The sequence below is a fragment of the Flavobacterium sp. genome, from assembly GCF_052437795.1.
In the GTDB taxonomy this organism is placed as follows: domain Bacteria; phylum Bacteroidota; class Bacteroidia; order Flavobacteriales; family Flavobacteriaceae; genus Flavobacterium.
Map to the genome: position 1 here is coordinate 783,750 of NZ_JBQVPA010000001.1, position 24,499 is coordinate 808,248.

A 24,499-nucleotide genomic window follows, 5' to 3' on the forward strand; every position below is an offset into this window, starting at 1 on the left:
CGTTTTGCCACGAATTTTACGAATTCCGCAAATTTTCCTGGGTTTCCGCTTCGCTCAGTACAACCTCAAGCCAATTGCCAAGTATCGTATGCAGTGCATACAAGTGCCTTTCAGTATCGTTTACAAACTGCATCTCATTATTAACTACTGTTGTAAAACCGCCATTTAATGTACCATTAATGGTTGCTATAAGATATGAATTGGAGCTTCCATCTTCGGCCTGATAGATTCCCGGATCAGGTGTTCGTATAATGGGCTGAACATTGCTTTCCCGAAATGTATTTATTGCAGCAACCAGATTTTCGGGGATAACACCTTCAAGTTCAACAAATGTTCTTACTTGCTGCTTTGCAATGCTAAGTGCAAACGAGCCAAATACAATACTATAACGAAACTGACTGTCGATTACCAAATCATAATTCCAAAGCCTCAAGGTGAAACCATCAAAATGGTCCAAATACAGGATATACTCAGGTTTCAGTGACCATTTATCATCAATATCCATAAAAGCGATATCTGAACGGCTACGCATTTTTCAACTTTTCCCAAACAATCTCCATCCCCTCACTCCCCATTTTTGCAATTACCTCTACAGGTTTTTTCATGTAGGGAATACTTGCAGGATTTGGGTCAACATAATAAATAGGAACATTCGGTTTTGCGTAATCCATAAGGCCGGCTGCGGGGTAGACCTGTAGGGAAGTGCCTATTACGATTACGTAATCCGCCTGTTGTACAATCCCAATGGCCTCTTCAATAGCGGGCACAGCTTCGCCAAACCATACGATATGCGGACGCAGCTGGTAGCCATCGGTATGCAGGTCGCCTAAATTAATATCTGTTGTCCATTCAAAGGAGTCGTAGCTGTTAACGCTGCGTGCTTTGAGGAGTTCACCGTGCAGGTGGAGTACATTGGTGCTTCCGGCGCGTTCATGCAGGTCGTCAACATTTTGGGTAATTACGGCGACGTCAAACTCGTTTTCAAGTCCGGCTATGATGGTGTGGGCCTTGTTGGGCTGAACATCGAATAGCTGCCTGCGCCTTTGATTATAAAAATCTAAAACAAGGGTAGGGTTTTTACGGAAACCCTCAGGTGAGGCGACTTCCATAACGTCGTGGCCTTCCCACAGCCCACCCGCATCGCGAAAGGTTTTTATGCCACTTTCGGCACTTACGCCGGCACCTGAAAGTACTACTAGCTTCTTTTTCATTTTTTGGGTCGGAACTATATACGGAATTTAATTTAAATCAATTGTCACTTCGAGCGCAGTCGAGAAGCAATAATACGAAAATGCCGCATTTCGACTGCGCTCAATGTGACATTTTCTTCATATCCCGTAGAATTATACCTTCCCTAAAGCATACAGCTGCTCCAGAGTAGGGGTGGCACTTCCGCCTTCAGGTTCAAGTGTGATACCAAAAGCCTCGGCCTGGTCGAAATTATCCACCTGTAGTATGCCGTTGGTTTTAGCGGTAGTATCAAGTACGCCGATGCTCGTTGGGGTAAGCGGGTCTAACTTAAGTGCCCAAACCTGGTATACCTTGCCTGCCGGAGCTTCGGGCAGTCCGGCAATATCCACGTAGATCTCCTTCTTGTTCGGGTTTACGTATACTTTAGCATACGCTTCAGGTGCTGCGGCCTGTCCTTCAAGCGGTACAACGGTACTGAATTTGTCGCGTATCACGGCAAGTGCCTTTTCATTCTCGCTATTTTTGGTTTCAAGGGCTGCTACCATCTGTTCGAATTTGCCACGCTCTTTGGTCACGGCTTGCACTTCTTTTGTCACTTCGTTGTATTCGTAATACTGGTAGGCAAGGCCGAACATGAGCAGGATCGCCGCTGCCCATCCGATCCAGGCCGCGGTGTTGGTTTTCGCCCTGATAGGCACAACGCCACCGTGTTTTTCTATAAGCTGCCGGCGTATACGGTCGTAATTCTCCGCCGACAGATATGGTGCAAAGCTATACGAAAGGCTGATCACCGCTTTCTCGATGGACACGATCTCGTCGCGCACTTCGGCGTGTTCTTCGGCCATTTGGTTCACGTCGCGCATTTCTTCATCAGAAAGCCGCCCGAAAACGTACAGTTCCAGTATGCCTGATTCTATGTATTCCCTTGTATCCATTATACTTGCAATAGTGTCCTTAGATCTTTTATGCAGCTGCGGTTCTGCGTTTTTATCGTGCCTAATGGCAATTCGAGCTCTTCTGAAGCTTCCTGCTGGGTATAGCCTTTAAAGAACAGCAGGTCGATGAGGCGTATGCATTTCGGCTTTAGCTTCCTGACGAAATCACGAATGCCTATCGCATCTATCTTGCTTGCCGCGGTGTGGTTATTGTCGAGTATATGTACGAAGTTGTCGGCAGACAGGTTTTTAAGGCTGTTATTATGGCCTTTAGAGCGTAACCTGTCGATGGACGAATTGCGGGCTATGTTGAGTATCCAGGTAAAAAAGCGGCCTTTTGTAGTATTGTAGGAATCGATGTTCTTCCAGATCTTTACAAAAACTTCCTGTAAAACATCTTCGCTTTCTTCCTTGTCCCTGAGTATGTTGAATATAATGCCATAAAGGCTCTTGGAATACATGTCGTACAGCAGGGTAAATGCCCTCCCGTCTTTTTTGTAGATTTGCTCCAGTAATTCTTCCTGTGTCATGTTTTGTGTTTGGTAGCCTAAATGTAGGAAGAATTTTTTAACATATTCGCCTTTTATGAAAAATACAACAGATACCGATTATCTTAATTACCTCGAAGGATTTATAAGTGAAGGCCGTGCCGGGCGTTTCCGCGATGTGCTCAGCCGCCGTACACGCCATTTTACCGTGGCTGTGGAGGACTTGTTCCAGCTGCACAACACAAGCGCTGTAATGCGAACGTGTGAGGTTTTCGGGATACAGGACCTGCATGTGGTGGAGGAGAAGTACGGCAAGACGATCGACAAGGAAATTGCCCTGGGTGCTGAAAAATGGGTTGATGTGCACCGGTATAGCTCGGTTACGGCCTGTATCGCCAGGCTCAAGGAGCAGGGCTATAAGATCATTGCTACCTCGCCCCATGAGGATTCCTGCATGCTTGAGGATTTTGACGTCACACAAAAGTCGGCGCTGTTTTTCGGGACGGAAAGGCTCGGATTGTCCGAAGAGGTTTTAAAGCAGGCCGACGGCTTTCTCAAGATCCCGATAGTGGGCTTTACCGAAAGCCTCAACATATCGTCATCGGCTGCCATTATCATCCAAAACCTCACGCACAGGTTGCGGCACTCGGATGTGGAATGGCACCTTAATGAAGCCGAAATGCTGGAAAAGCGCATCGACTGGGCGGAAAAGACGATCAAGGATATTGAGTTTGTGAAGGGGAGGTACGTTAGTGGGCAATGAGTGACAATATTACTATATAGGAATTTTCCTGCGTACTGTCATTGCGAAGAGGCACGACGAAGCAATCTTCCAAGTAGTAAAGACTTAAGTAGCCTAACTTTGGAACCACGATCCAACCCTCGTCTTTAATCTGATATAAATTGGTGGAAGAGGTGCGAAATATTATTGTTGAGATTTCTCCGCTCCGCAAGCTGCGGTCGAAATGACAAGAAAGATTGCTTCGTCATACTTCCTCGCAACGACGGTGGCGACAACAGTAAACCATCAACCAAAAACGAATAAAAAAATAACCCCATCCACAAATAAACCAAAAAAAACCTACTTACTCCTGTGCATCACCTTATATTCCTCATAGCACCCGCTTATCGCATCCATGATCTGGAGGTCGTTAGCAGTATTGATGAAGTCGGTTGAATAGTTGCAGTGCTCCAGGATCTCGGCAATGTCGTTCTTGGTTACGCCGAGCAGGGCTGCCAGGGTCTCCCGGTCAAATTTTGAGGCGAGGGCATTCCGTACGGTATCGTCCTTTTTCATTTCGCGCAGGCGCCGCATCTCGTTGCCTTTTTTGCCAAAAAGGTTGTTGAGCAGGTCGGCAGGGTTCAGCATGGTGCTGAGCACGCGCTTAAAAGCGTTAGGGGAGTGCTGGCCTCCTTCGTAGCCCTGCGAAAGCCCTGCAATGTTGTAGCGGTAGCTTTCTTTTATCGGGATGAGCTTGGAGTCGATAGGGAGGTAGCCGGTAAGGTGGTATTTGTCTATGATCACTTCTTCGAGGGTGTAGGCACGCTCGGTGATGGGGATCTTGGCAACGGTCTTGAATTTGATCCAGTCGTTCGTCACACGTACCTTGATGGACTGGAACCCGATGTAGGATATGTGCAGGGTGTCATTTGCCACAGCCTCAATGGTAAAATTACCTTTAGCATCGGTAGTGGTACCCTTTACCTTATTAATGTTGATGATATTGACACCTGAAACCGGCTCCCTTGTATCATCTACAATGATGGTACCTGATACGGTCTCGGTTTTTTGGTCCTGCGCGTGGGCCAACAGGCTGAAGAGTGAAAATAAAAAAACTGCAAAATATCTCATCGGCTGTTTATATGTTGTAAAAGTAATAAACAAACGGGATATTTTGCAGTTAGTATGTAGTAAACCGAAATTATTTTAGTTTAGCTCCTTCTTGGCTTCCTTGATCCGGAAGGTGCATCGCTGCCGCCCCTGCGGGGTGCGCTTTGCGTCCTTGCACCGCTCCTGCCTCCGCCAAACGAATCGCCACGGCGCTCGTTCCTCGAATTGCGGTCGGTACTGCGGTCACCACCACGGTTAAATCCGCCTCCGCTGCGTCCGTTATGGTCCCTGCGTCCGCCATTGGTATCGCGCCCATCGTTCTTGGAGATCTCCACATTCAGCCTGCGGCCTTCAAGGTGCATGCTGTTCAGTGTCTCAAGAACAATGTTGGAGTGTTCAGCATCGGTATTAAAGAAAGAGAAGCCTTCTTTAACATCCACCTTGAACACGTCGTCACGGCCTAGGCCAAGGGTATCGCGAAGGAAATCCTTCAGGCTCATCCAGTCAAAGTTATCCCTCGACCCGATGTTCACAAAGTAACGTGTAGCGCCGTTCCCGCTTCCGCCTTCGTTCGAAGCTGAGCTGTCCCTTCTGTCAGCGCCTGCCTTTTGTGTGGACAGGTCCCTGTTCTTTTTATAGTAATTAATGAAACGGTTGAATTCAACCGATACCATTTTCTTGATAAGCTCCTCTTTGGTAAGGTCCTTCATCACCTCATAGATGGCAGGAAGGTAGGAGTCGATCTCGTGGTCAACCTCTACATCCTTTATCCTGTTGGCAAGGTGGAACAGCTGTATCTCACAGATCTCCATGCCTGAAGGGATGGTCTTCTCTTCGAATTTCTGCTTGATGATCCTCTCAATAGCAGCGATCTTACGCAATTCACTTTTAGTGATGATCACGATAGATGTACCCAGTTTTCCGGCACGGCCTGTACGTCCGCTTCGGTGGTTATAGGTCTCGATCTCATCGGGAAGCTGGTAGTTCACTACGTGTGTAATGCTATCTACGTCGATACCCCTTGCTGCAACGTCGGTCGCCACAAGCATCTGTATCTGCCTGCCCCGGAACGATTTCATTACACCGTCACGCTGTGCCTGGCTAAGATCGCCGTGCAGTGCAGCTGCGTTGTATCCGTCCTCAATAAGCTTTTCGGCAACCGCCTGCGTATCCCTTTTGGTACGGCAGAAGATAACCGAGAAAATATCCGGGTTGCTATCAGCCAAACGCTTCAGTGCCTCATAACGGTCGCGTGCATTTACAAGGTAAAACTCATGCGATACTGTAGAAGAACCCGAGTTCTTGTGGCCTACGGTGATCTCAAGCGGCTTGCGCATGAATTCCTTAGCTATGCGGGCAACTTCCTGCGGCATGGTAGCCGAGAAAAGCCATGTGCTCTTGTCGTCCGGCGAAGTTGAAAGGATGTTTACGATATCATCGTAAAAGCCCATGTTCAGCATCTCATCTGCCTCATCGAGGATACAGAAATCGATCTTCGAAATGTCTACCAGCCCACGGTTGATCATGTCCTGCATCCTTCCGGGTGTAGCTACGATAACCTGTGCGCCACGCTTTATGTCTCTGGCTTGCTCAGTAATGCTGGCTCCTCCGTATACAGCCACAGTGTTCAGGCCTTTTACGTATTTGGAATACAGCTTGATCTCGTTAGTGATCTGCAGGCAAAGTTCACGTGTGGGTGAAAGTATAAGTGCCTGTGTAGCCCTGTTGTCAGGGTTTATCTTTTGGATAAGCGGAAAACCGAATGCTGCTGTTTTCCCTGTCCCCGTTTGCGCTAGCGCTACAATGTCTGTGTCTTTTTCTAATAATAGGGGAATCGCCTTTTCCTGTACTTCTGACGGATTTTCAAATCCTAGATCGTTTATCGCCTTCAGAAGCGATTCATTCAATCCTAATTGTTCGAATTTATTCATGTATAATTTTAAAATTGCCGCAAAAGTACTGCTAATTAGCGAGATAATCTAATAAAGCCCGTAGTTTTATTTTAATAAAATAAATTGAAAATCAGAAAGTTAAGTTTTTTGATAAATCCGGTGGTGTACGCACTATACCCTAACGATGTCAGATGAATAGGTTTTTGTCATAAAAATGAACTTAAAAACAAGCGGCTAATCCTACATTGTCTGATTTGTTTTGGGCGTGTCGCTCCACTGCGTTATGCGTCGGGCTGTTCGCTGTATCTGCCTCCGTAAACTACGGCAGGCCGCTTCCATCCCTCACGCGAACTTCACTCGTGCCCGCCGATAGCTCATAATACAATGATGAAGTTTACTGCTGAAATTCAGATCTCAAAAATTCGATCAGCTGCTTTACAGCCCTGCCTCTGTGGCTCATTTGCGATTTTTCATCCAGTGTCATTTCGGCGAAGGTCACATCAAGGCCTTCGGGTTTAAATAACGGGTCATAGCCAAAGCCTTTTTCTCCTGCTTTCTCGTAAGTGATGGCACCTTCAACCGTTCCTGTAAATAAATGCTGATGCCCCTTTAGGTTTAATGCTATAACCGTTTTGAAACGAGCGCTCCGGTCAGGGTTATTGCCCAGTTCCAAAAGCAGGCGGTGCATGTTGTCACCGGCATTTTTCTGTTCGCCGGCATACCTTGCAGAATAGACGCCCGGAGCACCGTTCAGCGCGTTGACCTCCAGTCCGGTATCGTCGGCAAAACAATCGAAGCCATAATTTTGGGTCACGTAATCAGCCTTTAAAATGGCGTTGCCTTCTATGGTATCGGCGGTTTCAGGAATGTCCTCATGGCAGCCGATATCCTCAAGGCTAAGCAGTTCAATGTCCTCGGGCAGTTGGTGCTTTATCTCAACTATCTTATTCTTGTTGTTGGATGCAAAAACGATCTTCATGGCGTAATTTTTGGTTTTGGTATATTATCGCCATAAAAATACTATTTTCTCCTGAACTTAAAAATGCCGGAACATTCTGTTTATATTGGCTCAAAATAATTATGACAAACGATATTTAATAGCTATTTTTGGTGCGTTTTTAAAGAACGCAAAACTTGAATTATGGTAAAAGATCTTTTTGAAAGGATACAGAAGAATAAAGGCCCTCTTGGAAAATGGGCATCACAGGCCGAAGGCTACTATGTTTTCCCTAAACTGGAGGGGCCGTTGTCCAGCAGGATGATGTTCCATGGCAAAGAAGTGCTCAACTGGAGCATCAACGACTACCTTGGGCTGGCCAACCATCCCGAAGTGCGTAAAGTGGATGCCGAGGCTGCTGCCGAGTACGGCGCTGCCTACCCAATGGGCGCGCGCATGATGAGTGGCCACACTACATTCCACGAGCAGTTGGAGCAGGAGCTGGCTTCCTTCGTACAAAAAGAATCGGCTTACCTGTTGAATTTCGGCTATCAGGGGATGGTTTCTACCATCGATGCGCTGGTATCTAAAAATGATGTTATAGTTTATGACGTTGATTCACACGCTTGTATTATCGACGGTGTACGCCTTCATATGGGCAAGCGCTTTACCTATAAGCACAACGACGTAGAAAGCCTTGAAAAGAACCTTGAGCGTGCCACCAACATGGCCGAAACGACCGGCGGCGGTATCCTTGTGATCACGGAGGGTGTTTTCGGGATGCGCGGTCAGCAGGGTAAACTAAAAGAGATCGTCGCACTTAAGGAAAAATACAACTTCAGGCTGTTGGTAGACGACGCCCATGGTTTTGGTACGCTTGGTAAAACAGGCGCCGGGGCAGGCGAGGAGCAAGACTGCCAGGATGGTATCGATGTATACTTTTCTACATTTGCCAAATCGATGGCCAGCATAGGCGCGTTCGTTGCGGCTGATAAAGACGTGATCGACTTCCTGAAATACAACCTGCGTTCGCAGATGTTCGCCAAGTCATTGCCAATGCTATTGGTAAAAGGCGCACTAAAGCGCCTTGACATGCTGCGTACCATGCCGGAGCTTAAAGACAAGCTTTGGGAAAATGTGAACGCGCTGCAAAATGGCCTTAGAGAAAAGGGCTTCAACATTGGCGATACCAATACATGTGTTACGCCGGTGTACCTTGAAGGCAGCATACCCGAAGCGATGGTGATGGTGAATGACCTGAGGGAGAATTACAGTATCTTCCTTTCGATAGTAGTATACCCGGTTATCCCGAAAGGCATTATCCTGTTGAGGATGATCCCAACGGCGACCCACACCTTGGAAGACATTAACCAGACGCTTGCCGCATACGAAGCTATTCGCGAAAAACTGGAGAACGGGACCTATAAGCAGATCGCTGCCGCTACAACAGTAGATGTTGATGCGGAGTAGCCTGGTTTTATAATATTATTGCGAAGCTGTCAGGGAACTGGCAGCTTTTTTTTGGACTCACTTCAGATATCTATAACAGAGAAGAATTGCCATTGCTATCGATCGAAGTTAGCAATTAGCTTTCGTCATTGTTGACAACTAACAACCCTCAACCGACAACCAATTAATGATACTCCCCAAATAGTTTCGTAGCCTCATTATATGCGCTCTCAAAACTCATAGCGCGCAGGTTGTGGTCGGCTTTGGCTGCGGTAAAGTAAGACAGCATTTTTTCTGTAGGCATATTCCCGGTAAGGTCATCCTTAGCCATTGGGCATCCGCCAAAGCCCTGGATCGCGCCGTCAAAGCGGAGGCAGCCGGCTTTGTAGGCCGCATCTACTTTTTCGTGCCATTTGTCGGGCGTTGTGTGCAGGTGCGCGCCAAACTCGATAGCGGGATATTTCGGTATCAGGTTAGAGAACAGGTATTCGATAACATCGGGTGTTGAGCTTCCTACGGTATCTGACAGGGAAAGTATCTTTACGCCCATACCTGCCAATTTCTCGGTCCATTCTCCCACGATCTCTACATTCCACGCATCGCCGTACGGATTCCCGAATCCCATAGAGAGATAGGCTACAACTTCTTTATTCGACTTATCAGCAATGTTGAGTATCTCCTGCAATGTCACAAGCGATTCTGCAATGGTCTTGTGCGTATTGCGCATCTGGAAGTTCTCTGAAATGGAGAACGGATAGCCAAGGTATCGTATCGCCGCATGCTGTGCGGCATCTTCAGCGCCTTTGGTGTTGGCAATGATGGCAAGGAGCTTGCTTTCGGTAGCCGAAAGGTCGAGGCTTGCGAGCACCTCTGCCGTATCCTGCATTTGCGGTATAGCCTTGGGTGATACGAAGCTCCCAAAGTCGATGGTATCAAAACCCACCCGCAGCAGCGACTGGATATAGCTTACTTTCCTTTCGGTGGGAATGAATGCCTTAATGCCCTGCATGGCATCCCTTGGGCATTCTATTAATTTGACTTTCTCCATAAGAAGCCCAAATATAAGAATAATTGACAGGTTACGAAATCGATTTCTTCTTAAAAGTTTCAGAGTTTCAAAGTTCCAAAGTTCCAAAGTTTCAAAGTTTCAAAGTTTCAGTGTTGGAAAGTTTTTTAAATACTCCGGGACTTTGGGACTTTGAAACTCTGCAACTTTACCATCTTATAACTTTATGACTTTATGACTTTGAAACTAACAGCCTATTGCAAATTGCTTTTATCAATCCGGGTCCTTCATAAATAAAGCCCGTATACAGTTGTACAAGGCTTGCTCCGGCCTCCAGCTTTTCCATGGCATCGTCGGCAGTATGAATACCGCCTACACCAATGATAGGGAAGGCCTTGTTGCTTTTTTCAGACAGGAACCTGATAACCTCGGTAGAGCGCTTTGCCAACGGTTTTCCGCTGAGGCCACCCATTTCCGACTTGTTTTCAGATACCAGCCCTTCTCGCGAAATCGTGGTATTGGTCGCAATAACTCCTGCTATCTTCGTCGTTTTTACGATGTCGATAATGTCCAGCAACTGGTCATCAGTAAGGTCGGGAGCAATCTTAAGGAGTATCGGCTTCGCTTTTGTCATTGCATTATTCTTATCCTGTAAGGTCTGCAGAAGCTTCGTCAATGGCTCTTTGTCTTGTAGTTCGCGCAGGTTGGGCGTGTTAGGGGAACTTACGTTCACCACGAAATAATCCACGTTATCATATAGCGCGTCAAAGCATATTTCATAATCCTTTACGGCATCTTCATTCGGGGTAGCCTTGTTCTTGCCGATATTTCCGCCGATAAGTACATGGCCTTTGCCTTTTGGATTTTTCTTGAGACGTTCTACTGCTGCTTCTACACCCCCGTTATTAAAGCCCATCCGGTTGATGATGGCACTGTCTTCCTTCAAGCGGAACAGGCGCTTTTTTGGGTTTCCATCCTGTGGCTTTGGTGTAAGCGTACCGATCTCGATAAAGCCAAATCCCAACCCGGCGAGCTGTTTGTATAGCTTGGCATCCTTGTCAAGCCCGGCGGCCAATCCTACAGGGTTTTTAAATCTGAGCCCAAAAACCTCACGCTCCAGCCTTGGGTCGGATACCTCGTAAGTCAATCTTAAGATCGATGGCATTCCCGGGATATTATTCAGGAAACGTATGGACGAAAATGTAAAGTGGTGCACTTTTTCGGGGTCGAATCGAAAAAGCATTGGCCTGATGAGTGATTTGTACATTGTAGTTGTGTTGTTGGGTGCAAATTTAGGATTATCTGCGCTTCATTTAAAATTTATGGGGCAAAACTTAGTAAATTTGAATTGTTATGCTAAAAGAGACATTCACTACGCTTGCAGGGAAGTATACAGCAGACCTTGCGCTCACGGCACAGCTCTGGCATTTTATTGAGGGCAGGTACACCGGCAAAGGCCGCCATTACCATACGCTTACACATTTGGAGAACCTCCTGCTGGAGCTGCAGTCCTGCGAAAGCCATGTGGCAGACATGGATAGTGTGCTGTTCGCACTGTTTTACCATGACGTTATTTATAAGTCCACGGCTAAAGACAATGAGGAGAAAAGCGCAAATACAGCAGTTTTGGCACTTTCAGGTATTGGTTTCCCTCAAGAGAAAATCGAAAAGTGCAGCGCTATTATTCTGGCTACGAAGTCACATGCCCTAAGCCCGGACAATGATACTAACCTGTTCACCGATACCGACCTCTCCATTCTTGGCAGCAATTGGGAAGAATATTCCGTTTATTTTAAAAACGTACGGAAGGAATACTCCATTTATCCTGACTTCATGTATAACCCTGGAAGAAAAAAGGTTTTACTTCATTTCCTGGAAATGGAACATATCTTTAAGACGGAATTTTTCAGGGACAAGTATGAGAAAAAAGCACGGGAAAACCTTCGACGAGAAATCGAAATTTTATAGAAGAAATCATAAATTTGCATCAAACAAATAAACGAACATGCAGCATATTATTGACCGGTTCATTAGCTATGTAACCGTTGACACAGAATCTGACCCTAATTCTGATACTACACCCAGCACTGCAAAGCAATTGGACCTCGCGAAACAGCTTGTAGAAGAGTTGAAGCAGATCGGCCTTGAAGATGTGACTATCGACGGGAATGCCTACATCATGGCAACACTGCCATCGAACGTGGACCATGACGTGCCTGTTATCGGCTTCGTATCGCATTTCGATACCACGCCCGATTTTACCGGGGCCAACATAAAACCGCAGATCGTGGAGAACTATGATGGCGGCGATATTATCCTGAACAAAGAGCAGGGCATTGTGCTTTCGCCCAATTACTTTAAGGACCTGTTGCAGTACAAAGGCCAAACCATCATTACGACCGATGGGACGACTTTGCTTGGCGCGGATGACAAGGCCGGCATTACCGAGATCGTTACCGCGATGGAATTCCTTATCCAACATCCGGAGATAAAGCATGGCAAGATACGCATCGGGTTCACACCGGATGAAGAGATCGGACGTGGCGCGCATAAGTTCGATGTGGCGAAATTTGGTGCTGACTGGGCCTATACCATGGACGGCAGCCAAATAGGGGAGCTGGAGTATGAGAACTTCAACGCCGCGGGTGCAAAGATCATCTTTAAAGGCAAGAGCGTTCACCCGGGCTATGCTAAAGGCAAAATGATCAACTCGATGCTGATCGCCAATAAGTTCATTTCGAAACTGCCCAAGGAAGAAGTGCCGGAGAAGACATCTGGGTATGAAGGGTTTTTCCATGTTACGGGGATAACAGGTAGCATTGAGGAAACCACTGTACAGCTGATCATCCGCGATCACGATAAAAAGCAATTTGAAAAGCGTAAAAAGCTGGTTAAGAAAATAACCGACGGCATTAACCGTAAATTCGAAAAGCAGTTTGGCGGCGATATTGCCATAGCCGAAATAAAGGACCAGTACTACAACATGAAGGAGAAGGTAGAGCCTGTTTTCCATATTGTTGACATTGCTGAACAGGCGATGAAAGACTTGGGCATCAAGCCGCTGATAAAGCCTATACGCGGTGGCACTGACGGCTGCCAATTATCTTATATGGGATTACCATGCCCCAATATTTTTGCCGGAGGGCATAACTTCCACGGAAAGTATGAGTATGTGCCTGTAGAGAGCATGCAAAAGGCGGTCGAGGTGATCGCGCGCATAGCCGAGCTTACTGCTCAAAAGAAATAGCTATGGAAAAGGAAAGGAAGGTTTGGGATAAGGTGCATCTTTGGGAATCAGAACTTGAAGAGCTCAAAGCCATAATTGCCAAAACCGAACTCGTGGAAACTGTAAAATGGGGAGCGCCAACCTATACCCTTAATGGTAAGAATGTACTGGGTATAGGTGGTTTTACTAACTATTTTACCATCTGGTTCTATAAAGGCGTTTTCCTGAAAGACCCTAAAGGCATACTTGTGAACGCCCAGGAAGGGACCACCAAGTCGTTAAGGCAATGGCGTTTTACTACCAGGGCTGAGATAAACGAAAAGCTTATCCTGCAATATGCAGCTGAAGCCATTGAAGTGGAGAGGGCAGGAATGGCTATAAAGCCGCAAAAGAAAGAGTTTGCCGTACCTGAAGTATTACAGAAGGAACTGAACGCTTCACCTGAAATGACTACGGCTTTCGCTGCCTTCAAGCCTTATAAGCAGAATGAGTTCCTCGAATACATCTGTTCGGCCAAGCGACTCGAAACCCAACTATCGCGTCTTGAAAAAGTAAAGCCGTTGATCCTGGAAGGGCGGGGACTGAATGATAAATATCGTTGATCGGTAGGGATACAGTGCCTGTGGCTCACGTGAATTTTCCGGCAATGCGCATTCAATGCGTCCTATATAAAAAGATCCCCATCATTATTTCGTGATGGGGATCATTGCTGTTATTACAGTATCAGGCTTCATTGAGTCGCACTTATTCGCCGATATTTGCCGTGTTGCTGACCGGTTTCCGCATAAAGCGCCGGCGTAGGTTCTGCCCTGTACGAACGGGTGGAAAGTACAGCACCCCTTACAGCCTCCAACGGCAAAACTGACTACCCGTCATCTTCGCTTCGACATCGTGCAATACAGTTGTTACCTGTTTATAATGTAAAGGTACACCATCATTTCTTACGGTTATCTTAAAGAGGAACTAAGGTGGTGTTAATGTTTTTAGAGGTCCGGATGGTCGGAAGTTGAGAAGTCTGGATCACAAGTACAAAAATAAGATCCGATGCCAGGCGCAGCAAACAGCATCCGGCATCGAACTTATAAACAAGGTTTCCTTCATCGGACTTCCGACTTCGGACCTCCTACAAAAACTCTACGCCACTATCCTTGGATAGAAAACGGTGCACATCATGCCTTCGCTTGCCTTGTCAGTGTGCGGACAGTGTGGTGTCTGGAATTTAGAGCACTTCAGGCAGTCGGTCTCCCTTGTCAGTACCGCCCGGAACTCATACGCCCCGCAAGCCTGTGTTTCTGCAGTTATTACTTCGTGTACGTTGCACACCTGGCCTTTTATATGGTGGTCGCAGTTGCCGCAACAATTTGCTAGTCTGATGTCCATGGCTTTATAGTTTATGATTACTACCATAAAGTTAGGAAGAATAACTTTTAGACGAATTATAAATAACTGTTAAACAGTAGTTTGTAAATAGAATGATTAAAAATAGGACACTAAGATACTGATCTTATGATGATAAGATCAAGCCTGGCGAGAATATGATACTTAATTCATATCTTAAAATATCCTAAAAAAAATCCCCATCTTGCGGATGGGGACCTTATTATACTTTTGCAGGAGCATTCAGCTTCTGGCTCAGCTCAAGGGATATCGCGGAGCGTTCCAATTTAAGCTTTCCGGCCATGGTCTCGATAACCACGGTGTCATTAGCCAGTTCGGCGATCCTTCCGTGTATGCCGCTTTTGGTGATGATCTTGTCACCCACCTTTAGCTCTTTTTCAAATTCTTTTTCCAGTTTTTGCTTTTTCTGCTGTGGCCTGATCATCATAAAATAAATGACCACGAACATCAGGATCAATGGTAAAAACGTTTGTAACTGTTCCATGTATTAATGTTTTACAACGCCTATGCCGCCAGCTTTGGCTGCTACGTTTGCTTTAAAGTTAAGTACTTCGGTACCTTTTTCGGTATTCAGGGTTACCGTAACCTGTTTTGACTGGTTGCCCGGTTTTCCGGTAGAGTCAAATGTAACTTTGATCTCTCCTTCGCCGCCCGGCTTTACAGGGGTTTCTGTATAGCTTGGTACTGTACACCCGCAGCTCGCCTTAACATTGCTTACCACAAGGTCGGCAGTGCCTACATTTTTAAATTTGTATATATGCTCGGCTTTCACACCTTCGGCAATGTTACCAAAATCGTGGTCCATATTGTCGAACTTTACTACAGGCAGCTTACCTGACTCGGCATGGGCAAGCTCTGCTTTTTTGGCTGTAGCCTCGTCAATGCGAAGCGCTGCATTTTCTTTTTTGCATGATGAAAGCGCTACGGCTGCTATGGCAAGCATAACTACTGACTTTTTGATCATAACTGTAATTATTAATGGTTTTACATTAAACCTCTTCCGGTTTTTACTAACTTATTATTCGCTTGGTAATCCTTGATCAAATTATCCAGGATACCGTTGATAAAGATACTGCTTTTTGGCGTAGAATATTCCTTCGCAAGCTCAAGGTACTCGTTAATGGTAACTTTTACAGGGATCGAAGGGAACTTCAGGAACTCGCATATTGCCATTTTTAATATAATAGCGTCCACCTCGGCAATGCGCTCGGTATCCCAATTCGGGGTCTTGTCAATAAATTCTTTGGCCAGTTCCACCTCGTTAAGTACGGTTTTGCGGAACAGGTTGCGAACAAACTCCTTATCATCAGCATCCTTGTACAATTTTGGTACATAGTAGGCATCTTTCCCTTCGACAGTAAGAGCCTTAAGCTGTTTGGCAATGAATGTGTTCACCAACGGGATGTCATCGATCCAGGTAAGTTTATTATCCTCCAGGTATTCATACAGTTTTTCATTCGGCGCGACCACTTCGGTAAACACGTCATGTACGAACTGGCGGTCTTCTTCCCAGTTATTATCCCTGTTGTGCATGTATTTTTGGTACGCTTCGCTGGCCTTGATGTCTTCCAGGAGCAGCAGCACATAATCGTCGTTGCGCTTCCAGTTATCGATCTTACGGTCCTCCATGGCAATGCTCAGCGGATTACTCTCATTGAGCAGCTGCAGTACCTGGTTGTTGACAAATTTCCTGTTGGGGTTGCGTTCCTCGGCTGTGGCAAGGTGTTTTTTTAGCGATTTTTCTATATACTCTTCCTCGCTGTTCCTGATCTCAACAAGCGCTGATATCATTATTAGGTACAGGTCGCGAATATTCTCTATACTGTTAAAAAGGAATTTCTCTTCCTTTTCCATGTTGTCTGAATTATTCTGGTGCATGGCATAGATCGACTGCATCACCTTAACCCGTATGTGTCTTCTGTTTAACATCCGTCTTTAAGAACCTTTAAAAATTAACGAAGCGAAAGGAATTCCTTTCGCTTCGCAAAATTAAGAATAATATCTTTTTACGCTAATTATTTAGCGGTTTCTTTTTTCCTGTCGTCAATACGCTTCTGTGCGATAGACATAGCTGCCTGCTGCGTAGTGATGTTGTTGGCCTCTGCATGGCTGAATATCTCAAGGGTAGTGTTGTAGATGTTCTCGGTCCTTCTCATTGCTTCTGCTTTGTCATAACCTACGATCTCTGCATACACGTTAATGATGCCACCGGCGTTGATAAGGAAGTCCGGTGCATAAGCGATGCCTTTTTCCATAAGGATGCGTCCGTGTACCTGTTCAACGGCAAGCTGGTTGTTGGCAGCACCTGCAATAACTTTCGCCTTCAGTTTGTTGATGGTATCATCATTAACCGTAGCGCCAAGGGCACATGGGGCGTAAATGTCAACATCGGCAGTGTAAACGTCTGCACCTGTATAGATGGCAGCGCCGTATTTGATGGCAACTTCTTCCATCCTTGCTTCATTGATATCGGATATGGTTACAAGCGCGCCTTCTTTAGTAAGGTAGTCGATAAGGGTTTCGCCTACGTGGCCTGTTCCCTGTACCAACACTTTTTTGCCGCTTAGGTTATTAGACCCGAACTGGTGCATTGCAGCTGCCTTCATACCCATGTAAACACCGTAAGCTGTTACAGGTGAAGGGTTTCCTGAGCCACCGCGAGATTCTGATATACCGGTCACATGCTTGGTCACATCGTTGATGCGGTCCATGTCGGCAGTTGTGGTGCCCACATCTTCAGCAGTGATATATTTTCCGCTAAGCGAATCTACGAACTGGCCAAACCTCGTGATCATCTCCGGGGTCTTGTCTATTTTAGAGTCGCCTATGATAACAGCTTTACCGCCGCCAAGGTTAAGTCCTGAGATGGCCGACTTGTACGTCATACCTCTCGACAGCCTCAAAACGTCGTTAAGGGCTTCCCACTCATTAGCATATTTCCACATCCTTGTACCACCAAGTGCAGGGCCTAAAACCGTATTATGGATACCGATTATTGCTTTTAAACCTGTATCTTTGTCATGGCAGAAAACAACCTGCTCATGGTCATTGAACGATGCTTGTCCAAAAACCGGATCTACCTTTGTAAGTTCGTTAGCCTTAACAACTTCTGCTGTCATAATAGAATCTTTTTAAATTTGAAATTATTCAAAAACGTGATACAAAATTAAACATATATTTAAGATAAGGCAATATATTTGTGTTTTTTTACGTAATCGATAATTCAGAGTGGTATTTTTAATGCTTCGAAAAACGGTTCCTGAACAAGTATTTTAACATATAAGCCGATAAATAAAATTACTTTTCCATTTAAACAATGAAAGAACTTCAGTATTTAAACAAATATTTTGTAAAATATAAATTTCAATTTCTTCTAGGGATATTGATCACGATCGCAGCCCAGATCTTCTCCCTGTTCACTCCGGAACTCGTTAAGCGCTCTATCGATTCTACCCAGGAATTCCTTGAAAAGAGAGAGGGTGTTGCGTCAGAGCTTTACACTATACTCGGCGAGAACCTGCTCCTTATTATAGGCACTACATTAATAGGTGCGGTGCTTACCTTCTTTATGAGGCAGACCCTGATAGTAATGTCGCGCCATGTTGAATTCGATCTGAAGAACGAGATCTTCCGCCAATATGAGAACCTTACCCAGCATTTTTATAAGCAAAACCGCACGGGTGACCTAATGAACCGCATTAGTACAGACGTTGACCGGGTGCGCCAGTATGTTGGGCCGGCCATCATGTACTCGCTCAATACCATCGTGCGTACGGTAGTTGTGATCACGCACATGTGCATCATATCGCCAAAGCTTACACTGTATACGCTCATACCTTTGCCGGTGCTTGCGTGGAGTATCTTTAAGATCAGCAGGGAGATCAACAAGCGTAGTACGGCCTACCAGCAGAACCTTTCCAAATTATCGAGCTTTACCCAGGAAATGTTCTCCGGCATCCGCATCATTAAAGCTTATGCGCTCGAAGGCCAGAAGCAGGATGAATTTAAAGAGCTTTCGCGCGACAGCGTGAAGAAGAACATGAGCGTTGCCAAGGTGAACGCACAGTTCGGCCCGCTGATGATACTATTAATAGGTATAAGTAACCTTGTGGTGATCTACGTAGGAGGGATGATGTACATCAATGGCAGTATTGACAAGATAGGGACCATTGCACAGTTCATATTATACATCAACATGCTTACTTGGCCAGTGGCATCACTGGGGTGGATATCCTCTATGGTGCAGGAGGCGGAGTCATCGCAAAAGCGCATTAATGAATTCCTGAAAATTGAGCCTGAAGTCCGAAACACTACCACTGCCCACACGCCGGTATTGGGCCAGATCGCTTTTGAGAATGTGACCTTTACCTATGACGATACGAATATCATGGCACTCAAAAATGTATCGTTCGAGGTGCATAAGGGCGAAACACTGGCAATATTGGGCCGAACAGGGTCAGGCAAGTCGACCATACTCTCCCTCATCAGCAGGCTGTACGATACCGAAAGCGGCAGGGTGACCATCGACGGAGAGGATATTAAGGATGTTAACCTGAACGACCTGCGCGACAGCATTGGCTTTGTACCGCAGGACGCGTTCCTTTTCTCGGACTCCATTAAGAATAATATTAAATTCGGCAATGAGGATGCGGGTGACGATGAAGTTATTGAGGTAGCTAAAAAAGCCGTGGTACACAATAATATAATAACATTTACCAACCAGTATGAAACGATATTGGGGGAGAGGGGCATTACGCTTTCGGGTGGACAGAAGCAAAGGGTATCCATTGCACGTGCCATGATAAAAGATGCACCTATACTGCTGTTGGACGACTGCCTTTCGGCCGTAGATACAGAAACTGAGGAGGCGATACTCAACAACCTGCAGGAATTCTGCCGGGACAAGACCACGATAATCGTTAGCCACAGGGTTTCTTCTGCCAAGAATGCCGACAGGATAATCATTCTGGAGGACGGGAAGATCATACAGCAGGGCACGCACAACGGACTTTTGAGTGAGACAGGATATTACAAGGAATTGTACCTTAAACAACTTTCGGAAAAAGAAATGTAATAATTTGTTGGTTTATTTAGTTTTTTTTTAGATTTTTGGTAGCACATAAACCAGATAAAACAAAAGAGGATTATGAGAGAACATGATATGCTGGAAAAGGAGGAGATTTTTTCTAAAGTTTTAAGGGCAGGAAGAAGGACTTACTTTTTCGATGTGAGGGCTACCAAAGCTGACGATTATTATATTACTATTACCGAAAGCAAGAAGTTTACCGAAGAGGATGGCTCGTTCCACTTCAAAAAACATAAGATCTACCTTTATAAAGAAGATTTCACCGCATTCAGGGAGATCCTTGACGAAATGACCGAATATGTACTTTCCAATAAAGGCGAAGAAGTGATCTCTGAAAGGCATCAGAAAGATTTCAGGAGGCTGTTTGGCGAAAAAGGCGAGGAGGCTGTGACGATCGCTGCTACCGAAAGCTTTACCGATGTAGACTTCGACGATATTTGATCGTAGGCCTGTAAAATTTACAAAGTCCGGAACCTGAGGGTTTTGGGCTTTTTTTGTTTTTGTAGCACTGATAACCCTATTACATCTATCTGCCTGAATAAGGTCAGATCCGGTCGGTTTTCCATCCTTTACATTTCTAGACAGAATGATCTCAAATAATTTTTGCTGAAATAAAACTGAATTCAGCATTTGTCTAAATATTTATCGTAATATTGCGATAAATATTTTTCTATGGGAACTACCAAAGCTGAATTGTTTACTGCGGAACAAAATGAAATTGCTTCGATGCTGAAGGCATTGGGGCATCCGGCACGGATCGCGATATTGCAATACCTGCTAAAAGTTAACCAATGCGTTTGCGGCGATATTGTTGGCGAGCTTCCGTTGGCGCAGGCGACCATATCCCAGCATCTTAAAGAAATGAAAACCGTTGGACTGATCAAGGGTAGTGTGGAAGGCACTGCTATCTGCTACTGTATTGACGAAGCAGGCATTGAAAAGATCCAGTCCTATTTTGTGGGAATTGCCGAGAAACTTGATACAAATAAAAATAATTGCTGTTAATACTATAAAGGATGAAACTATCAGAAATTAAAGGGATCCTGCCAAGGTTGGATAATGTTGCTTTCCGTTTTACAGACGGGAAATTTGTGCCTGAACACTTTCATGTCACTGAAATAGGCAGTGTAGACAAACATTTTATCGACTGTGGCGGTACGGTGCGCCATGAGCAGGCAGTGAATTTTCAATTATGGGATGCCAACGATATTGACCATCGCCTGAAACCGGGTAAACTACTCGGCATTATTAAGCTGTCTGAAGAAAAGTTGTGCATTGGCGACCATGAGATAGAGGTGGAGTACCAAGGTAATACCATTGGAAAGTACGGTCTTGATTTTGACGGTTCGGCCTTTGTACTTGTTAATAAACAAACCGCCTGCCTTGCCAATGATGCTTGCGGCGCGCCAAAGATGAAAAAGGATATAAGGGAAATTGCCGCGACATCGCGCTGTACTCCCGACTCTGGATGCTGCTAACATGAAAGAGAAGATCATAAAATATAAAAAGCCTTTAATTATAACCGGTTCGGTCATAGTGCTGCAGCTGATCTTTGGCTTCGATGCTAAATTCTGCATCATCAATATCATTTGGCTATTAGTTTGAATATGGAAGTGAAAAAAATATTAGTGCTATGCACGGGAAACAGTTGCCGCAGCCAGATCGCTGAAGGTTACCTGCGCCATTTTACGGGTGAAAAAGCGGAAATTTACAGCGCCGGGATCGAAACCCATGGCGTTAACCCCAAAGCTATTGTGGTTATGAATGAAGATGGTGTGGATATATGGCACCATACTTCGAACCATGTAGATGAATACAGCCATATTGCATTCGACTATGTTATAACGGTTTGTGACAATGCAAAAGAAAGTTGCCCATTTTTTCCCGGCAAGGCGGAAAAATTCCACTACGACTTTCCAGATCCGGCAAAGGCCAAAGGGACTGAAGAAGATATTTTAAATGAGTTCAGGCGGGTTAGGGATATGATAAAAGGATATTGCAGGAAACTTGTAGACAAATGTGTCTGATCATTTGCCTCTTAAATTCTCATCATCAAGGGAAGAATCCCTAACAGGCAGTGGCGATCTTTTAATTACAGAAAAGTGCCCATTCAACTCTAAGACAACTGCCTTAACATCTTCCATTCGTTCAAGGCGGAAGCTTCTTATTTCTGCAAGTATTTCTTCTTTGGTAATACCTTCGCGCTTCATTTCGTCCTCGATATAGTTGCCATCGTAATACAATAGTGAAGGCTTGCTGTTAATGGCTTTTTCGAGACCTTTATTTGACGCGGCCAGCCAGGCAAGCGCATACTGCATTATTACGATTATGGTCAGCGCGACGGCACCTTCCGTAAGTGTTACCTTGGCCAGTATCATTGAAGATAATGTAGAACCCAGTGTGACTGTAACGATAAAATCGAATGCATTGAGTTTCGCCAATGTTCGCTTCCCTGAGATACGGATGAGGATGAAAAGCGTAAGGAATGCAATTACGCTGCACAAGGCTACATCCTTGATACTGCCCCAGTCTTTAAAAAAAATGTTTTCCATATCCGTAAGATACGGATTAATGACTATAAACAGTTTGTAATAAAAGGTTAAAGGTCTGCCTGAAGGTCACTATGCCAATAAGTTTTCATCCTTCATAATTTTTAGCGCTTTTTCTGTCTCACCCTTCCCACCGGTCAAAGATCCGGGAAGCATTATCAGGCGTTTTTTGGTCTTTCCTTCGCTATTCTCAAACAAAACCTCAAACCGTGAGCGTGTCACAAAAGGAATGGCTTTTTTGAATGATACCTTTTTGATAGCATTTCGTTGAATTACAGATACCGCTGAATTATTAGTGCTTACTGCGATCCCGTAAATAAGATATAATGCCGCTAAACCGAACAGGGCCGAAAAAAACATCTGCCCGTCAAAATAGTTATCATAAGCAAAGTATATAAAAACACCAGCCATTATCCCATAGATCGTAAGTAGCTTTACAAGGATGGTGCCGTCAGGGGTGTCATTCACATTTTCAACGTTGCCATCATTGGTTAAAACTATCCTGTCCGGTAAAATATGGCAGAAGCCGAGCTTAGTCCTGAATGTTTTTTCGGTGTCCATTTATTTTAAAATAAGTTTATCATTTGGTCAAAAATACAAAAGCCTGTATTGCTACAGGCTCCTTTATAAATAATTATGCAGGTTATTTTTTAATGAACTTCAGGTTGGTCATTTTGCCTGAAGCTGATACATTGACAAAATAAACACCATTTTCAAGATCTTCCACATTGATCTGGCTGCTCCCTTCGAACTGTCCGTTAGCAACGGTCCTTCCGTTTATGTCGTTAATAGAATATTTTGCCGGTCCCGCCTCACCTCCAAGGTCGATGGTGATCTGGCCTGAAGCAGGGTTGGGGTAAAGCTTGATGCTCGCATTTGCTGCTACCTCACCATTTGTAAGCGTTCCGGAATGGTAGCGGGCAACGGCCACTTTGTTACCTGAAAAACCGGCCAGGATTATCTTTCCGTCAGGCTGCAATTTCATGTCGCGTGCATCATTGTTGGTATTATCAAAATCGGTCATTACATAGCCACCTGTACCAAATGTATTATCTATTGAATAATCAGGTTTTACCCTTGTCAGCAAAAAGGACTTGTTGCCTGTGGCTGCATCAAGCATTGTGCCACCGGTAATGAACTTTCCGTTGCTGTCTTTTGCAAGCGCATAGCAGGTTGGCTGGGCATTGGACCAAAAGGAAAGTGTTGTATTGGTCGTTGACGCTCCATTGGCGCTGGTCACGCCTATGTACATGCGTGTCATGCCGTCATTCCATGGATGGCCCCCGCCAAAATGGAAGCTGTCATCCGGATTCAGGATCACCGCATACGTCTTGTCATCACTCGTTGCAAGGTTATCGCTGTCATAGCCATCATTATCAAAAGTATCATCATTGGTGCCATCACTGTTGATCCTTACTTCATAATGATCGGCATCATAAAAAGTTGCCCCTGTTGTTGGCTTGATCCATCCCACGGCCGTTATCTTTCCATTAGGTTTCACGGCTATATCTTCAATGCCAAAATGGAACGTCCACCCGGTAATAGGGCTTGGGAGTTGTATTTTTTTGCCATCGCCGTTAAATGTAGTATCCAGTGTACCATTTGGGTTGTAGCGCGCCATGATCGGCACTGAATTATTGGTTGCTGTAAACCCTGTTCCTGCCACTATGATCTTGCCTGTGGCAAAATGTACTTTTACTACCTTAAATTCATCTTGTTTCACAGGGTTATTGTTTCCAACCGTAGCAGTAAAATCAGTGATCACTTTTCCGCCTGTACCGAAAGAGTTATCCAGCGAACCGTCGGTGTTCAACCTGATGACTGCGCCGTTCTTATTAGTGCCATCGTCAGAATACCCTGCGAGGTAGAGCTTGCCCGAACTGTCAATGTCTATAGAGTACGCCATGTCGTCGGCTCCCGGCTGCAGGTCGAACGTTGCTATGCCGTTGGTGCCGAAGTTTGTGTCAATAGTACCGTTCGCATTATAGCGTATGCACAAAAAGTCATTTCCGGTATTAGCATTGTTGGTATAACCCCCAATAACGATCTTGCCGTCGGCCTGTACGACCACGCCGTGTGCTTTTTCCAGTCCGTTCACGTTGGTGGTCACTTTGCCACCATTACCAAAACTTGAATCGAGCGTACCGTCCTGGGCATAAAAATGTGTAATGCTGAATAAGGCAGATAATAGTAATAGTTTTTTCATTCGTAAAATTGGTTTTTTTGAAATGCGAATATATAAGAATATTTTCGGCAAAAATATCACCATCATGAAAATATGTTACATTTTAATGTAAATGTGTAGCCGTTAAATTGATCGGCAATGAGCTTTTTGTAACTCGAAAAAAATATCACGCTCATTGTAGGAATTTTTTCTGTTGATCTATCTGCTTTATTTGATGTTCATTATGTTTTGAGTTTCCATTCTTAAAAATAGTAGGGCTTTATAAGTCTCGTTCCAACTATCAGATAATGAGTACGAAAACCACACCTTAGCATTCAAGTCAAAGC

28 protein-coding genes are annotated in these 24,499 nt (G+C 45.1%); 11 read left to right on the plus strand and 17 right to left on the minus strand.

The window, feature by feature from the left end; translation table 11 throughout:
* Window positions 1–16: 16 nt before the first annotated feature.
* The 4 genes from ACT6R0_RS03750 to ACT6R0_RS03765 all read right to left on the minus strand — a co-directional run bounded on the left by ACT6R0_RS03750 (window position 17) and on the right by ACT6R0_RS03765 (window position 2,656).
* Window positions 17–532, minus strand: a complete 516-nt coding sequence (locus ACT6R0_RS03750; protein ID WP_444667360.1) for a hypothetical protein — start codon at window positions 530–532, stop codon at window positions 17–19.
* Entirely contained in the window at window positions 525–1,211 is a 687-nt protein-coding gene (locus tag ACT6R0_RS03755) for an SIR2 family NAD-dependent protein deacylase (RefSeq protein ID WP_444651426.1), read from the minus strand. The genes ACT6R0_RS03750 and ACT6R0_RS03755 overlap by 8 nt, the downstream gene beginning before the upstream one ends.
* Before the next feature lie 132 nt (window positions 1,212–1,343).
* On the minus strand, window positions 1,344–2,126 hold the full coding sequence (locus ACT6R0_RS03760) for an anti-sigma factor (protein WP_444651428.1): 783 nt from the start codon (window positions 2,124–2,126) through the stop codon (window positions 1,344–1,346).
* The gene (locus ACT6R0_RS03765; RefSeq protein ID WP_444651430.1) at window positions 2,126–2,656 is read right to left on the minus strand and encodes an RNA polymerase sigma factor; all 531 of its coding nucleotides are present in this window, start codon (window positions 2,654–2,656) and stop codon (window positions 2,126–2,128) included. Before ACT6R0_RS03765 ends, ACT6R0_RS03760 begins: the two co-directional genes overlap by 1 nt.
* Before the next feature lie 55 nt (window positions 2,657–2,711).
* Here ACT6R0_RS03765 and ACT6R0_RS03770 point away from each other — a divergent pair, with 55 nt between their 5' ends.
* Complete coding sequence (locus ACT6R0_RS03770) at window positions 2,712–3,377, plus strand: TrmH family RNA methyltransferase (protein ID WP_444651432.1); 666 nt, start codon at window positions 2,712–2,714, stop codon at window positions 3,375–3,377.
* 318 nt (window positions 3,378–3,695) lie between these two features.
* Here ACT6R0_RS03770 and ACT6R0_RS03775 read toward each other — a convergent pair whose 3' ends face one another.
* The 3 genes from ACT6R0_RS03775 to ACT6R0_RS03785 form a co-directional block, all read right to left on the minus strand.
* Window positions 3,696–4,466: a carboxypeptidase-like regulatory domain-containing protein gene (locus ACT6R0_RS03775; RefSeq protein WP_444651434.1), complete on the minus strand. Its 771-nt coding sequence runs from the start codon at window positions 4,464–4,466 to the stop codon at window positions 3,696–3,698.
* An 80-nt stretch (window positions 4,467–4,546) separates the two neighbouring features.
* Window positions 4,547–6,376: a DEAD/DEAH box helicase gene (locus ACT6R0_RS03780; RefSeq protein ID WP_444651436.1), complete on the minus strand. Its 1,830-nt coding sequence runs from the start codon at window positions 6,374–6,376 to the stop codon at window positions 4,547–4,549.
* Window positions 6,377–6,731: 355 nt separating this feature from the next.
* Window positions 6,732–7,316 (minus strand): non-canonical purine NTP diphosphatase, encoded by a 585-nt coding sequence (locus tag ACT6R0_RS03785; protein ID WP_444651437.1) that lies wholly within the window; start codon window positions 7,314–7,316, stop codon window positions 6,732–6,734.
* Window positions 7,317–7,478: 162 nt separating this feature from the next.
* Between ACT6R0_RS03785 and ACT6R0_RS03790 the strand changes: the two genes are divergently transcribed.
* Window positions 7,479–8,744, plus strand: coding sequence for an aminotransferase class I/II-fold pyridoxal phosphate-dependent enzyme (locus ACT6R0_RS03790; RefSeq protein WP_444651438.1), 1,266 nt, complete (start codon window positions 7,479–7,481; stop codon window positions 8,742–8,744).
* A 163-nt stretch (window positions 8,745–8,907) separates the two neighbouring features.
* On the opposite strand, the gene ACT6R0_RS03795 is transcribed toward ACT6R0_RS03790, so the two are convergent.
* On the minus strand, window positions 8,908–9,771 hold the full coding sequence (locus ACT6R0_RS03795) for a hydroxymethylglutaryl-CoA lyase (protein WP_444651439.1): 864 nt from the start codon (window positions 9,769–9,771) through the stop codon (window positions 8,908–8,910).
* Window positions 9,772–9,961: 190 nt separating this feature from the next.
* Window positions 9,962–10,996, minus strand: a complete 1,035-nt coding sequence (locus ACT6R0_RS03800; protein ID WP_444651441.1) for a quinone-dependent dihydroorotate dehydrogenase — start codon at window positions 10,994–10,996, stop codon at window positions 9,962–9,964.
* 86 nt (window positions 10,997–11,082) lie between these two features.
* Here ACT6R0_RS03800 and ACT6R0_RS03805 point away from each other — a divergent pair, with 86 nt between their 5' ends.
* From ACT6R0_RS03805 to ACT6R0_RS03815, 3 genes are read left to right on the plus strand one after another with little or no spacing between them, the layout of a single operon-like run.
* Window positions 11,083–11,697, plus strand: a complete 615-nt coding sequence (locus ACT6R0_RS03805) for an HD domain-containing protein (RefSeq protein WP_444651443.1) — start codon at window positions 11,083–11,085, stop codon at window positions 11,695–11,697.
* 37 nt (window positions 11,698–11,734) lie between these two features.
* Entirely contained in the window at window positions 11,735–12,976 is a 1,242-nt protein-coding gene (pepT, locus tag ACT6R0_RS03810) for a peptidase T (RefSeq protein WP_444651444.1), read from the plus strand.
* Window positions 12,977–12,978: 2 nt separating this feature from the next.
* Window positions 12,979–13,557: a YdeI/OmpD-associated family protein gene (locus ACT6R0_RS03815; RefSeq protein WP_444651445.1), complete on the plus strand. Its 579-nt coding sequence runs from the start codon at window positions 12,979–12,981 to the stop codon at window positions 13,555–13,557.
* 532 nt (window positions 13,558–14,089) lie between these two features.
* Here ACT6R0_RS03815 and ACT6R0_RS03820 read toward each other — a convergent pair.
* The 5 genes from ACT6R0_RS03820 to ACT6R0_RS03840 form a co-directional block, all read right to left on the minus strand.
* Entirely contained in the window at window positions 14,090–14,335 is a 246-nt protein-coding gene (locus ACT6R0_RS03820; RefSeq protein WP_294823003.1) for a hypothetical protein, read from the minus strand.
* 220 nt (window positions 14,336–14,555) lie between these two features.
* Entirely contained in the window at window positions 14,556–14,837 is a 282-nt protein-coding gene (gene yajC, locus ACT6R0_RS03825) for a preprotein translocase subunit YajC (protein WP_444651447.1), read from the minus strand.
* A gap of 3 nt (window positions 14,838–14,840) precedes the next feature.
* Window positions 14,841–15,317 carry a DUF1573 domain-containing protein gene (locus ACT6R0_RS03830; protein ID WP_444651448.1) on the minus strand — a complete coding sequence of 159 codons (477 nt, stop codon included), beginning with the start codon at window positions 15,315–15,317 and terminating at the stop codon, window positions 14,841–14,843.
* 20 nt (window positions 15,318–15,337) lie between these two features.
* The gene (gene nusB / locus ACT6R0_RS03835) at window positions 15,338–16,282 is read right to left on the minus strand and encodes a transcription antitermination factor NusB (RefSeq protein WP_444651449.1); all 945 of its coding nucleotides are present in this window, start codon (window positions 16,280–16,282) and stop codon (window positions 15,338–15,340) included.
* An 86-nt stretch (window positions 16,283–16,368) separates the two neighbouring features.
* Window positions 16,369–17,472, minus strand: a complete 1,104-nt coding sequence (locus ACT6R0_RS03840; protein ID WP_444651450.1) for a Glu/Leu/Phe/Val dehydrogenase dimerization domain-containing protein — start codon at window positions 17,470–17,472, stop codon at window positions 16,369–16,371.
* A gap of 197 nt (window positions 17,473–17,669) precedes the next feature.
* On the opposite strand from ACT6R0_RS03840, the gene ACT6R0_RS03845 reads away from it, so the two are divergent.
* From ACT6R0_RS03845 to ACT6R0_RS03870, 6 genes are all read left to right on the plus strand, one after another.
* Complete coding sequence (locus ACT6R0_RS03845; protein WP_444651452.1) at window positions 17,670–19,427, plus strand: ABC transporter ATP-binding protein; 1,758 nt, start codon at window positions 17,670–17,672, stop codon at window positions 19,425–19,427.
* A gap of 72 nt (window positions 19,428–19,499) precedes the next feature.
* Window positions 19,500–19,880 (plus strand): PUR family DNA/RNA-binding protein, encoded by a 381-nt coding sequence (locus ACT6R0_RS03850; protein ID WP_444651454.1) that lies wholly within the window; start codon window positions 19,500–19,502, stop codon window positions 19,878–19,880.
* Window positions 19,881–20,111: 231 nt separating this feature from the next.
* Window positions 20,112–20,444 (plus strand): ArsR/SmtB family transcription factor, encoded by a 333-nt coding sequence (locus ACT6R0_RS03855; protein WP_444651456.1) that lies wholly within the window; start codon window positions 20,112–20,114, stop codon window positions 20,442–20,444.
* 11 nt (window positions 20,445–20,455) lie between these two features.
* On the plus strand, window positions 20,456–20,917 hold the full coding sequence (locus ACT6R0_RS03860) for a DUF6428 family protein (RefSeq protein WP_444651458.1): 462 nt from the start codon (window positions 20,456–20,458) through the stop codon (window positions 20,915–20,917).
* A gap of 1 nt (window position 20,918) precedes the next feature.
* Entirely contained in the window at window positions 20,919–21,044 is a 126-nt protein-coding gene (locus tag ACT6R0_RS03865; protein ID WP_444651460.1) for a hypothetical protein, read from the plus strand.
* A gap of 2 nt (window positions 21,045–21,046) precedes the next feature.
* On the plus strand, window positions 21,047–21,466 hold the full coding sequence (locus ACT6R0_RS03870) for an arsenate reductase ArsC (RefSeq protein WP_444651462.1): 420 nt from the start codon (window positions 21,047–21,049) through the stop codon (window positions 21,464–21,466).
* On the opposite strand, the gene ACT6R0_RS03875 is transcribed toward ACT6R0_RS03870, so the two are convergent.
* The 3 genes from ACT6R0_RS03875 to ACT6R0_RS03885 form a co-directional block, all read right to left on the minus strand.
* On the minus strand, window positions 21,467–21,991 hold the full coding sequence (locus ACT6R0_RS03875) for a DUF421 domain-containing protein (protein ID WP_444651464.1): 525 nt from the start codon (window positions 21,989–21,991) through the stop codon (window positions 21,467–21,469).
* Between the two features lie 69 nt (window positions 21,992–22,060).
* The gene (locus tag ACT6R0_RS03880; RefSeq protein WP_444651465.1) at window positions 22,061–22,549 is read right to left on the minus strand and encodes a phosphoribosylaminoimidazolesuccinocarboxamide synthase; all 489 of its coding nucleotides are present in this window, start codon (window positions 22,547–22,549) and stop codon (window positions 22,061–22,063) included.
* 82 nt (window positions 22,550–22,631) lie between these two features.
* Window positions 22,632–24,194 (minus strand): T9SS type A sorting domain-containing protein, encoded by a 1,563-nt coding sequence (locus ACT6R0_RS03885; RefSeq protein ID WP_444651467.1) that lies wholly within the window; start codon window positions 24,192–24,194, stop codon window positions 22,632–22,634.
* Window positions 24,195–24,499 lie beyond the last annotated feature (305 nt).